The 11199-nt window shown below is 70.1% G+C and carries 12 protein-coding genes; 2 read left to right on the top strand and 10 right to left on the bottom strand.

What is annotated here, in order from left to right; translation table 11 throughout:
* Nucleotides 1–4: 4 nt before the first annotated feature.
* From AB0D59_RS01015 to AB0D59_RS00975, 9 genes are all read right to left on the bottom strand, one after another.
* Nucleotides 5–196 (bottom strand): hypothetical protein, encoded by a 192-nt coding sequence (locus AB0D59_RS01015; protein WP_362559198.1) that lies wholly within the window; start codon nt 194–196, stop codon nt 5–7.
* The gene (locus AB0D59_RS01010; protein WP_362559195.1) at nt 189–431 is read right to left on the bottom strand and encodes a hypothetical protein; all 243 of its coding nucleotides are present in this window, start codon (nt 429–431) and stop codon (nt 189–191) included. Before AB0D59_RS01010 ends, AB0D59_RS01015 begins: the two co-directional genes overlap by 8 nt.
* 5 nt (nt 432–436) lie before the next feature.
* The gene (locus AB0D59_RS01005; RefSeq protein ID WP_362559193.1) at nt 437–619 is read right to left on the bottom strand and encodes a hypothetical protein; all 183 of its coding nucleotides are present in this window, start codon (nt 617–619) and stop codon (nt 437–439) included.
* 94 nt (nt 620–713) lie between these two features.
* A complete protein-coding gene (locus tag AB0D59_RS01000; RefSeq protein ID WP_362559190.1) occupies nt 714–1043 on the bottom strand; it encodes a SpdD protein in 330 nt (109 codons plus the stop codon).
* A 20-nt stretch (nt 1044–1063) separates the two neighbouring features.
* The gene (locus AB0D59_RS00995) at nt 1064–1246 is read right to left on the bottom strand and encodes a mobile element transfer protein (RefSeq protein ID WP_362559189.1); all 183 of its coding nucleotides are present in this window, start codon (nt 1244–1246) and stop codon (nt 1064–1066) included.
* Between the two features lie 19 nt (nt 1247–1265).
* Nucleotides 1266–1922, bottom strand: a complete 657-nt coding sequence (locus tag AB0D59_RS00990) for a DUF2637 domain-containing protein (protein WP_362559186.1) — start codon at nt 1920–1922, stop codon at nt 1266–1268.
* A gap of 20 nt (nt 1923–1942) precedes the next feature.
* Nucleotides 1943–2110, bottom strand: a complete 168-nt coding sequence (locus AB0D59_RS00985) for a hypothetical protein (protein ID WP_362559184.1) — start codon at nt 2108–2110, stop codon at nt 1943–1945.
* An 83-nt stretch (nt 2111–2193) separates the two neighbouring features.
* Nucleotides 2194–3531: an FtsK/SpoIIIE domain-containing protein gene (locus AB0D59_RS00980; protein WP_362559182.1), complete on the bottom strand. Its 1338-nt coding sequence runs from the start codon at nt 3529–3531 to the stop codon at nt 2194–2196.
* A gap of 2 nt (nt 3532–3533) precedes the next feature.
* Entirely contained in the window at nt 3534–3869 is a 336-nt protein-coding gene (locus AB0D59_RS00975; protein WP_362559180.1) for a hypothetical protein, read from the bottom strand.
* 189 nt (nt 3870–4058) lie between these two features.
* On the opposite strand from AB0D59_RS00975, the gene AB0D59_RS00970 reads away from it, so the two are divergent.
* Both AB0D59_RS00970 and AB0D59_RS00965 read left to right on the top strand, forming a co-directional pair.
* A complete protein-coding gene (locus AB0D59_RS00970; protein ID WP_362559178.1) occupies nt 4059–4817 on the top strand; it encodes a GntR family transcriptional regulator in 759 nt (252 codons plus the stop codon).
* Nucleotides 4818–5916: 1099 nt separating this feature from the next.
* Complete coding sequence (locus AB0D59_RS00965) at nt 5917–6414, top strand: DUF6083 domain-containing protein (RefSeq protein ID WP_362559176.1); 498 nt, start codon at nt 5917–5919, stop codon at nt 6412–6414.
* 407 nt (nt 6415–6821) lie between these two features.
* Here AB0D59_RS00965 and AB0D59_RS00960 read toward each other — a convergent pair whose 3' ends face one another.
* On the bottom strand, nt 6822–10859 hold the full coding sequence (locus AB0D59_RS00960) for a WD40 repeat domain-containing protein (RefSeq protein WP_362559174.1): 4038 nt from the start codon (nt 10857–10859) through the stop codon (nt 6822–6824).
* Nucleotides 10860–11199 lie beyond the last annotated feature (340 nt).

Below are 11199 nucleotides of genomic sequence, written 5' to 3'. Positions count from 1 at the left end.
GCGCTCACCGGCCCTTTCGGTGGGCGGGGCCGTGGTTGGCGGTGTAGCCGTCGACGAGTGCCTTGACCTGGCTATCACCCGTGGCGGTGGCGCGGGCACCGCAGTGGCAAACGGCCGATGCGGTGGCGGGGGCGTCCGGGGACGGCTTGCTGACGTGCAGGCCGGGGCGGTCGGGCGTCGGGGTGAGGTCAGCCACGGCCGGTCACCTCCGGCGCGTCAGCAGTCATGGCGTCCAGGGCGCCGGCGGCTTCGATCGCGGCGGCGGCGAGGTTGCGCAGGGCCTCGGAGGTGCCGGGCGCGGCGAGAAGCGCGATCTCGATGCTGTCGCCGCCGAGGCGGAGGCTAACGAAGGGGTGCGTGCGGTCCGCGAACGGCGTGACGCGGAAACGGGTGTCCGGCTCGATGTGGGCCGAGACGGTGAGGTTCTCCATGGCCGTCACCGCGCGATCCGGGCAAGGACCGGGGCGGGGGCGGTCGTGCCGGTGCCGTGGCAGGCCGGGCAGTCGACGCGAAGGGTGGTGCGGGTGCCGTCCGGGTTGCGGGTGCCGGTGGCGATGGCGACGCGGGGGAAGCCGTCGCAGTCGCGGCAGGGGCGTGGGCTCGGGGTGTTCCGGGGCATGATGGGACTTCCCTTTCGGGTCCGTTGGATCAGGAATGGGTGCAGGCGCCCGGAGCGGCGGAAGTTTGGCGACCGAGGCCGCTCCGGGGGCCGTTCAGCGCTGGTTGTTGAGGTCCTTCAGCAGCGACTTGAGGACGACCGCGACCAGCGCGACGGACACGGCGGTGATGGCGACGGCGAGGAGCATGGAGACCAGGACCGCGCCGACGACCAGGACCACGGCGCCGCCGCCGGCCGCGAGGGCGAGCATGGAGCCGGGGGTGAGCTGGATGGTCGGCCTGGCCGGAACCGGGGCCGGGGCCACCTGGGTGACCGGGGCCAAGGCCTGAGTGGCCGGGACGACGGGCGCCGGGGTCATGGTCTGAGGCACTGCGGGTGCCGGGGCCGGAGCGGTGTCCGGGGTCGGGTACTTCGGGGTGAACATCAGTGGATCTCCTTTCGGGGTCAGACGCAGGTGTGGGTGCGGGCGGCGAGTTCGGCGGCGGACCGGTCGAAGTACTCGTTGGAGACGCCGCAGTTGGGAGCCGTGCAGGCGGCGATGTGCTTGGTCTGGCCACGGCCGTTGTTGAACGTGGCGACCTTGACCGGCCCGATGCGGATCACGTCGTAGAAGCGGTTCGGGCGCACGGTGGAACCTCCTTGTCTGTCAGGCGAGTTGGGCGACGATGGCGCCGGCGAGGTCTTCTGGGACGCCGAGGCGGGCGCGCAGGGTGGACGCGTCGATCTCGGCTCCGGTGCGAGCGCGGTGTTCGGTGGCAACCTTGCGGGCGTGGTCGATGAGCGCCGGGGGCACGCTCACAGCGGCCTTGGGAAGCGCCGGGACCGGTTCCGGCTCAGGGATCTCCGGGGCCGGTTCGGGTGTCTCGGAGCGGTCGACGTCGACCACCGGACGCGAGATCGGGTCCGGCTCGACAGCGGGTGCCGGTGCTGGGTCCGGGGTGGGGTCGGTGTGTTGGTGGGCGAGCAGGGTGCCGCCGAGGAAGGCCAGCGCGGGCCAGCCAGCGACGCCCAGGCGGAGCAGGGCGGGCGGGTGTTCCATGTCGAGGAACCCGGCCGTGGCGATGTTCGCACCGAGCGAGGCAACCAGGGCGACCAGGAACCAGCACCAGGCCAGCCGGGACCGCTGTGCCCGCAGCCGACGCCACGCGGCGACCAGCAGCAGGTCAACACTGATCGGGTAGGCCCAGGCCTTCCATCCGGTCTGCCCGGCAGCTTGGGCGAGATCGTGCAGGTGGGCGAAGGACAACGCACCCGCGATCACAGCCTGAACCAGTACCGCGTCCGGGCGGATGGAGCGCTTCATGTCTTCACCTCCTTCAGGGGCTAGTCGGTGGGGGCTTCGCCGGAGCCGAGGCAGTTCAGGCAGAACCCCGTCTGTTTGCCGACCGCGCGGCGCTTGCGGCCGACCTGGACCGTGCGGGAGACCTCACCCGTGCCCTTGCAGACCTCGCACTGCGGAGGCTTCGGCTCCGGGGTCTTCGTCCTGGCCATGAGCGATCTCCTTCCGGGGTTTGGGCATGGAGCGGGTAGGGACCTGGCGCGAGGCGGTCGCGCCGACCGGAGAAAACCTGGGATTACTCGGTGACCGGCTCCGGGATCACCAGCACGGGAGCCTTGGCCGGCGCGCTGAGGACCGCGGGCCGGAACGGCTCCAGGAACGGCAGGTCCGGTGCCAGGTCCGCGTGTTCGCGGCAGACTGCCGCCGCTTCGTCGGCGGTGATCTCAGGGGTGCGGATGCGGGACCAGCCGCCGGAGGTGTCGCCGGCCACCGCGACGCCGGGACGGTCCGCACGGATCGCAGTCACAGCCGACACCGCGTCCGGGGCGATGTCCCCCAGGCCCATCTCGGCGGTCTGTTTGTCGTTGACGCGGTGCACCACGCGGCCGGTTAGCTGGGCACGCAGGGCGGTCGCGCCCCTGCCCAGGTCGGAGCCGAAGCGCTGCCCGCACACCTCCAGGTAGATCCCCACCGCGCGGGCCATCTGACCGAGCCGGACCAGTTGCATGACAGTGTGGTCGCGGGCCGCCTCATCCTTCTTCGAGGTCACCAGGAACAGTTCGGCGATCTCGTCTATGAGGACGACCAGCGGCACCGGGCGGACATCGTCGCTGAGGTCCCACAGGTCGGATGCGCCGTGCAGGGCGAGCAGGTCGAAGCGCTCTTCCATCTCACGGACCAGGGCATCGAGCAGCAGGCCGGCGGACTGCGGATCGGTCGCGAGCGCCGACAGCCGGGAGGCGTAGCGGGACTGCTCGACACCACGCTTGCAGTCGATCCCCACGAGCCCGACCGGGAGCTGAGCCAGCCCCTTGATCAGGTTGCGCTGAAGCATGGACTTACCCGACTGGTTCGCGCCCAGGATCAGACCGTGCGGCACCTTGCGGTAGTCCCGCTCGTACACCGAACCGTCCTCCCGCAGCGCGACCGGGACGACCAGGTCACGGGGCTTGGCCGTGCGCGGCATCCGGACCCGGCCAAGGACGTCGTAGCCGGTCATCCGCAGCTCGACAAAGCCCGGCTTGGTCTCCGACACGGTCACCGACTGCACCCCGAACGCGTGACGCAGACGCTGCGAGGACGCGGCGATGTCCGCGGGCTCCAGCCCGGCCGGCAGCCGCAGGATCACCAGGAGACCGGTCGACGTGCCCCGCACCCGGCGAACCTTCGGCGGGACCGGCCGCACCTCACGATGAGCCACGTTCCGTGCCATGAACGCTCGCAGACGGGACGGCTGCACCGTCAGCCCGCACACCTCCATGGTCGACCCGTAGGTCCAGGTGAACCGGCCCCAGGTGACCGGCAGACCGACCAGCGACCAGTACACGCGCGGCGCGCGGACCTTCGCGTAGCCGATCCCACCAGCACCCGCAGCAGCCGTGCCCAGCTCCAGCCAGGGCGTGACGTCGGTCATGGTCAGGCCCCCAGCGGGGTGACCGCGACCGCGCGGAACGAGATCCCGTGGCGCTTCTCGCCGTTGAACGTGTTCTCCCAGTCGCGGGCCTTGAGGCCGGTCACGGCGACCATGGTGCCCGGCGCGAGGCCCTCCGGGAGCCCGGTCTCCGGGACGGTGACCTGGTAGAGGTTGCCCTCCCCCTCGTCGGAGACGAGCAGGCCCACGGTGGACATACCGACGTTGGGGTTGTCCCGGTCCACGGCCCGCTCACCGGTCCGCTTGTTGACCATCTTCGGTTCCGGCGCAGTCGCCACGAACACCACAGCGGTCGAAAGGTCGACCTTGAAAGACGGCATGAGCACATCCCTCGTTCTTGGAGGCCGCCTTACGCGACCTCTCTAGACATCTCCATGGGAACACATCTCTAGAGACGTCGTCAAGAAAGATGTCTAGAGAGGTTGAGGGCGAAGGATTGCGGTTACACGCACTGAGCGGGTGACCAGCCCATGCCCTAGGCTGTCTAGAGAAGAGAGGAGGGCTTCCGAATGGCCACCACCGACGACGACCGTCGGCCGAAGTACCAGCGGATCGCAGACTCCCTGCGCGAGGCGATCCAGTCGGGCGAATACGGTCCCGGTGATCGGCTTCCGGGAGAGAATGAGCTGATGGCCGCGCACGGCGTGGCCCGCATGACGGCACGTCAGGCGCTGGGTGTACTCAAGGACGAAGGCGTAGCCGAGGCCCGCAAGGGCGCCGGCGTCTTCGTTCGGTCCTTCCGGCCTCTACGGCGCCGGGGCATCCAGCGGCTTTCCGAGGAACAGTGGGGTAGCGGTCGATCCATCTGGGCGGCCGATACCGAGAACCGCACGCTCGAAGTGGACCAGGTGGCGGTGTCAGAGGAGGCCGCACCGGAGAACATCGGGCGCGTACTTGACCTTGCCGACGAGGAGACGGTCTGCGTCCGCCGGCGGCGGTATGTGCTGGATGGGAAGCCCGTGCTGCTGGCGACCAGTTACCTCCCCACATCAGTGGTGGGGGGTTCCGCCATCACGCACGAGGATCCGGGGGCAGGTGGGATCTATGCCCGCCTTGCCGAACTCGGCTACAAGCCCGTGCACTTCCGCGAAGAGATCCGCTCGCGCATGCCCTCGAAGGATGAGGCGTCGCAGCTGGGCATCTCCTCCGGTACGCCGGTCATCCTGATCTGCCGGACCGCATTCGCGGACGAAGGGCGCCCGGTCGAGATCAACGAGATGACCTTGGACGCGGCCTCGTACATCCTGGAGTACGACTTCGACGCGTAGGCCGACGCGGACCTTGTTACAGGTTTCTCTACCTCATCAAGCCGGCTGCGCTCCGCTCCGCCGGGCGCGCTCCCGGCTCCGCCGCGGGCGCCGCTCCTGCCTTCGGCCCGCTCCGCCCGCGCTGCGCCGACGCGCGCCCACGTGGCCAGAGCCGGGTCATGAGTCGATCACCGTAGAAGGGCAGCCACGGTCAAAACCAGCCTCCGGCGGGGGCGCTCAGGCTCCGAGATGGCGGGGGCACCGTTCGCGAGTGCCGGCGAGTCAGTGGCGTGCGCGGGGTGCTCCCATCCCGTCTGCCATCGACCCAGGCAGAGCCGAGCAGACGCGGCCCAGGGCGTCCAGGTCGTTCGTACAGTGGCGCGCTCCACCTGGACGCCCTGAACCACGCCCGCTCCACGGTGTGTGGGCCGACGGCAGACGGGATGGGAGCTGGGTGGGTTGAGGGAGTCGTCAAGGCGAGTGGTGGTGGGAGGCGAACCTCAATGGGGCCGTCCTGGCCGCTGTGAGGCCAGCATCAGCCCCATCGCGGTCAGTAACACCACGAGCCCCCCACTGACGACCAGGAGCTGTGAGTATGGACCGGCAACTGCCCCGCTCACCACTTGGGCAGCAAGAAACACCGACATCAGCAGCGCCCCGTACCCCCACAACCGGGGCCGGCAGGTCTTCCGGCGCAACCACGGAGGCACCCATCCCGTCCTGATGGCGGCAACTCCGCCCACTGCCACAAGCACCGACACCAGAGCGCCGGGCGCCAACAGATACCAAACCACTGCTCCACCCCCGCGTGCTTCGCACCGTCGTACCAAACTTCGCAATCATGACCTGCCGACCTCCCCGGCGCCAGGTACTGGTGCTGTACAGCAGCGAAGTACAGCAACCACCGCGACCGTGACCGACCGTCACCAGCTCCAGACGATTCACTGACCAGCCCATCAGACCCCAGCGACCGTCCCACCAGTAGTTCGCATCGAGAGGGTGAGCCGGTGGAACCTCGGCGCAGCCATCGAGGATCCACCGGCCTGTCGGCACGTGATCGCCAAATGAGGCTAAATCGCGACCTACTAGGACCCGGTCAGATCCGCTCACACTCGAACACATGGGGGCGACCGGCGATCGTGACGAGCACTTATGCCAGCGCTGCGGGGAGACCGGCCCGACGGTCCGCAGTCGAGGGCGCATTGATCTCATGGCTGTGTTGTGCGACGACTGCTGGAATCGTCTCGCCAACGAAATGGCGGAGAAAGAGGGCGCAACGGCGCCACCTCGACCCGAGTTCGACCCCGACGATGTGACGTTTGTGGAGCCGCCGACTTGCCGCCTGTGTGGGGCTGACGTGCGCGTCTATCCGACTGTCTACGATCGATGGGTCCATTTGGCCATGGCGGACCTACCGGCCAAGGACGTCCCACGGCCTTTCCGGTGGCGGCTGGTCGAGATCAAGCCCCCTCACTCTCCCGTCGTGATCGATATCGTGGCCGTCCGAGTGCGCGGCATTGATCCGATCCCCGGCGAGCTGGTGACGCCGGCCCATCAGTTCTTGTGCGCTGCAGAGCAGGCCGAGCGATCGGTTGTCAAGAGGTCGCTTGATCGGTGACACCAGTGGCTGACACCAACAGCCGCGAACGCGGTCGGATTCCGGCGTACCTGAGCGGCTGGCGTCGAGTCGCTTTCCCGGCGAAGTGCAGGGTCCGGAAGGTGCCGTGATCGACCTGATAAGGATGAGGCCACAGGTTCAAATCCTGTTAGCCCCACCAGCACGAAGGCCCCCGGTCCGGATGGATCGGGGGCCTTTGGCGTGGGTGGGTGCTCATGGCCGGCGGCCGGAACGTTTCGCGTCCGGCTCCGGGTATGGAAAGGCCCGGTCGCTGGCGACGGGGGATGCACCAGCGACCGGGTTGCGGTCAGCCTAACAAGGTGGCCTGTGCGGCGGGGGTCAACTTCTCGACCGTCGTGAGCAGTTGTGATCGGGATCACTCAAAGGCGGTCACGCAGAGCACCGGTTCAGTCGTCGCAGGGCGGGTCGTAGGCGAGGCGGGGGAGGTACTCCTGCCACTTCGCCTGGGTCAGGACGTTCCGGGTGACCGAGCAGATACGGCTGACCGCCTGGTCGACGTCCAGGCTCCACAGCCGGACCGTGTCGGCGCCGCTGGAGACGCCCAGCATGTTGCTCTTCGGGCTGAAGGACAGGAAGTTGCCCGTCTTGGCGTTGGGGCTCATGGACTGGCCGATGGGGTGGGCGGAGGACGGGGACGAGACGTTCCAGAGGCGGACCGTGTTGTCGTTGCCGCCGCTGGCCAGGGTCTTGCCGCTCCGGCTGAAGGTCAGGGACACCACCGCCTCGGTGTGGCCGGTGAGGGCCGAGCCCAGCCGGGTCGCACGGGCCGGTTCCGACACGTTCCAGAGGCGGACCGTGTCGTCGTCGCTGCCACTGGCCAGGGTCGCCCCGTCGGGGCTGTAGGCGAGGGTGTTGATGGGGCCCAGATGGCCCTTGAGCGGGCCGCCCAGAGCCTTGGCACGGGACCGGTCCGAGACGTCCCAGAGGCGGACCGTGCCGTCCGCGCTGCCGCTTGCCAGGGTCCTGCCGTCCGGACTGAAGACCAGCGCGTTGACATAGCCGGTGTGGCCTTTGAGAGGCTCGCCGAGCTGCTTGGGGTGGGCCGGGTCCGTGATGTCCAGGAGCTGGACCGTGCGGTCGTCGTAGTCGGCGGCCACGGTGCGCCCGTCCGGGCTCAGCGCCAGTGCCTCGGCGCCCGCGTACCGGGTGTTCAGCCGGACGGGCGCACCGTACTGGCTGGGGTGGGCCGGGTCGGAGATGTTCCACAGCTGCACCCAGTTGATGTTGTTCTCACCGGTCATGATGACGAGGGTGCGGCCGTCACGGGTGAACACCATCGAGCGCAGGTCCCGCCACCCGGTCCGGAACGGTTCGCCGAGCGTCGTGGGCCGGGCCGGATCCGTGATGTTCCACAGCCGCATCCGGCTGTCGCCGCCCCCGGTGGCCAGGACGCGGCCGTCCGGGCTGAACGCCCCCGCCGCGCCGATCATGTCCGACCCGGGGATCGACCACAGCCGTATCTTGCCGTCACCGCTGCCGGTCGCGAGGGTGTGCCCGTCGGGGCTCCAGCCGACGGCGTACATCTCCCCGCTGCTGCCCGCGAGCGGCTCGCCCACCTGGGAGGGGAAGGCCGGGTTGCCGACGTTCCACACGCTGGCCGTGGAGTCCGCGCTGCCCGCGGCGAGCATCGAGCCGTCAGGGCTGAAGGCCACCGACCAGACGGGTCCGGTGTGCCCGGTGAGCGGCGCACCGAGGGCTTTGGAGCGCGCCCGGTCGGTGACGTCCCACAGCCGTACGGTGTCGTCCGCGCTGCCGCTCGCCAGGGTGTGGCCGTCCGGACTGAACGTCACGGAGTGCACGGTCCCGGTGTGCCCGGTCAGCGGCGCCCCGGCGCGCTTGGGCCGCCGGGGGTCGGAGACGTCGTACAGGAGGATCGAGGTGTCGTCGCTGCCGGCCGCGAGCGTGTGGCCGTCGGGGCTGAAGGCGAGGGAGCGTACGGCTTCGGTGTGGCCGGACAGGGTGCCGATCGACGTGGGGTGGCGCGGGTTGTGCACGTCCCACAGGCGGACGGTGTGGTCCTCGTCGGCGGTGGCCAGGATGTGGCCGTCGGGGCTGAAGGCGACCAGGTAGATCGTGCCGTCGTGACCGCTCAGCGGGGTGCCCAGGGACGCCGGGTGGACCGGGTCGGAGACGTTCCACAGGCGTACGGTGCCGTCGTCGCCGGCGCTGGCGAGGGTCCTGCCGTCCGGACTGAAGACCGCGCTGGAGACCCAGCTCGTGTGGCCGAGCAACGGCTTGCCGAGAGCCTTGGGACGGGTCGGGTCGCTCACGTCCCACAGGCGGACCGTGCGGTCGTAGGCGGCGGTGGCCAGCGTCTTGCCGTCGGGGCTGAAGGTGGTGAGGTAGACGGCGCCGGTGTGGCCGAGCAGTGGGGTGGCCAGCGGTGCGTTGACGATCGATATCAGACGGTTGTTGGCGCCCTCGTCGTCCGGGCGTAGACCGTGTGCGACCAGGTCCAGCTGGGCCGAGAGCGCCGGGTCCGAGTACTGGAACCGGTCGGCCTCCGCGATCACCTGCTCGAACATCGCGTCGTCCCGCTGCTGCCGGGCGACCACGGCCGCGCCGGCGGCCAGCACCGCCAGTACGACCAGCGCCGACACGGCGGCCCTGCTGATCCACACCGTGCGACGGCGCAGCCGTACCGAGGCCGCCAGGAACTCCACCGCGCTGCGGGTCAGGAAGGTGTTACCGGCCGACTTCGTCCAGGTGTGGGCCTGCTCCAGCCGTGAACCCCGGTACAGCAGTGCGGAGTCGTGGCCGGAGTCGTCCCAGGACCGGCCGTCCTCCTCCAGACGCTGGCGCAGCAGATTGCCGTTGCGGTCCTCGTCGAGCCACTCGCGCAGCCGGGGCCAGGCGTGTAGCAGCGCCTCGTGGGTGATCTCCACGGTGTCCGCGTCGAGGGTCACCAGGCGGGCCTGGACCAGTGCTTCGAGTGACTCCTCCGTCTTGCTCGGGTCGGTGGACTCGGCGGCCAGCTGGCGTCGGGTGCCACGCCTGCGGGTCGCCTGGGTGTCCTCGCCGAGGCGGACCAGGCGGAGCAGCAGCAGCCGGGCGGCGGTGCGGGCGGCCGGGTCCAGGCTGGACCAGGCACGCTCGGCGGTCGCGGCGACAGCGCCCTGGATGCCGCCGGCCGCCCGGTAGCCGGCCAGCGTCAGGCGGCCCCCCTTGCGGCGCTGCCAGGTGGCGAGCAGAGCGTGCGAGAGCAGCGGGAGGACGCCGGCGTCATGGGCGCCACGCGGGCCGTCGGCGCTCACCTCACGGACGATCAGCTCGGCGAGGCCGGGCTCCAGTTCCAGGCCCACCGCCTTGGCAGGGGCGGTCACGGCGTCGCGCAGTTCGGCGGTGGTCAGCGGGCCGAGCACCATGTGCCGGTGCTGGAGCGCGTCGGCCAGCTCGGGATAGCCCAGGCACTGCTCGTAGAAGTCGGCCCGGATGCCGAGGACGACCAGGGCCGGGGCCGGTTCGCCGGAGGCGGCGGGGGTACTGGCCGCGTGCAGCAGTTGGATGAAGGTCCGCCGGTCCGCCTCGTCGGCGCACAGGGTGAAGGTCTCCTCGAACTGGTCCACGATCACGACCGGACGCGCCGTATCGGTTCCCGAGGGCCATGTTTCACGTGAAACATCCTCGGCCTCGCGCCCGGCCCAGGCCGTGACCGCTTCCCGCACGGCCTCCGGATCGTCCACGTCAGCCAGATCGGCCAGCTCCGGTATGCGGCAGGTCAGTTCCTTGACCGGGTCCGCTCCCGGGACGAGCTGAAGGACCTCGTGCGGGCGGTCCTCCTCGTCGGCCAGGGCGCCGTTCTGCAGAGCGGTGACCAGGCCGGCGTTCAGCAGCGAGGACTTGCCCGCCCCCGAGGCGCCGACCAGCATGACCAGACCGCCGCCTGCCTTCGCCGACCGGAGCTGGGCGACCAGGGCGGCGGTGCTGCTCTCCCGGCCGAAGAACCAGCGCGCGTCCTCACGGCGGTAGGAGGCCAGGCCCCGGTACGGGCAGACGCTGTCGATCGCCGGTGGTGCCTCCGTCTCCTCCGTCGTCTCCGGCACGGCAAGCTCGCCGACCGGATCGGCCACGGCTCGCTCCCACAGCTTCTGCCACTGGGACAGGTCGTACAGCCCGGAGGAGACCGGCGCCGGCTGGGAGCGCCGGGCCTGCGGGATGAGGACCTGGAGTACGGCGGAGAGCGCGACGAACTGCGCGGGCACGTTCTTCGCCCGCCGCCAGTCGCTGATCCGCTGGGCGGAGACCCGCACGGGCCGGCCTCGCTCGTCGACACGATGCAGTCGGTCGACCGCCTCGGCGACGCGTTTGAGCGGAGGATTGCCGGCCTCCTTGTACAGCAACGCGAGACGTTCCGCGAAGGCTGTCCGTGCCCCTGCGTCGGGACCCAAGGCTCTCCACCCCTTACTTCCCCTGCTGCTGGACATCCGGACCGGAAAACTCACTTTATACGCCTGACCTGCGGCGAAGCCCCGGACAGGACGTCATGGCCTCCTCAGATGTGCACCTCGACTGGCAGGATTTCGCCCCAGTAAGGCGGTGGTCGGGCGTCGCCCGGCAGGCCGACCAGCTCAGCGTCCGCAGAGACAGTGCACGGCACCGCATGTTCTCGGTCAGGTTCCACCGGTGATTACCCGCCGGAGTGGCGCGACGACAGCAGCTGCTCTCTCCGACTGGGCGGGCCCTGCGGGGCCTGAGGTCACCCGCGCCGTTCGGCACCGGTCCCCACGTGGGGAGGGACCGGAGCCGAACGGCACGGGGGCATCG

The organism is Streptomyces sp. NPDC048417 (genome assembly GCF_040651615.1).
Taxonomy (GTDB): Bacteria; Actinomycetota; Actinomycetes; order Streptomycetales; family Streptomycetaceae; genus Streptomyces.
Note: the sequence above shows the minus strand (reverse complement) of the source record. Positions and strands in the feature narration are given on the sequence as shown.

Coding starts and splice junctions, on each gene's coding strand:
- AB0D59_RS00970 (WP_362559178.1), top strand. CDS start 4,059: ATGGCCACCACCGACGACGACCGTCGGCCGAAGTACCAGCGGATCGCA.
- AB0D59_RS00975 (WP_362559180.1), bottom strand. CDS start 3,869: ATGCCGTCTTTCAAGGTCGACCTTTCGACCGCTGTGGTGTTCGTGGCG.
- AB0D59_RS00965 (WP_362559176.1), top strand. CDS start 5,917: ATGGGGGCGACCGGCGATCGTGACGAGCACTTATGCCAGCGCTGCGGG.
- AB0D59_RS01000 (WP_362559190.1), bottom strand. CDS start 1,043: ATGTTCACCCCGAAGTACCCGACCCCGGACACCGCTCCGGCCCCGGCA.
- AB0D59_RS01010 (WP_362559195.1), bottom strand. CDS start 431: ATGGAGAACCTCACCGTCTCGGCCCACATCGAGCCGGACACCCGTTTC.
- AB0D59_RS00980 (WP_362559182.1), bottom strand. CDS start 3,531: ATGACCGACGTCACGCCCTGGCTGGAGCTGGGCACGGCTGCTGCGGGT.
- AB0D59_RS00960 (WP_362559174.1), bottom strand. CDS start 10,859: ATGTCCAGCAGCAGGGGAAGTAAGGGGTGGAGAGCCTTGGGTCCCGAC.
- AB0D59_RS00985 (WP_362559184.1), bottom strand. CDS start 2,110: ATGGCCAGGACGAAGACCCCGGAGCCGAAGCCTCCGCAGTGCGAGGTC.
- AB0D59_RS01005 (WP_362559193.1), bottom strand. CDS start 619: ATGCCCCGGAACACCCCGAGCCCACGCCCCTGCCGCGACTGCGACGGC.
- AB0D59_RS00990 (WP_362559186.1), bottom strand. CDS start 1,922: ATGAAGCGCTCCATCCGCCCGGACGCGGTACTGGTTCAGGCTGTGATC.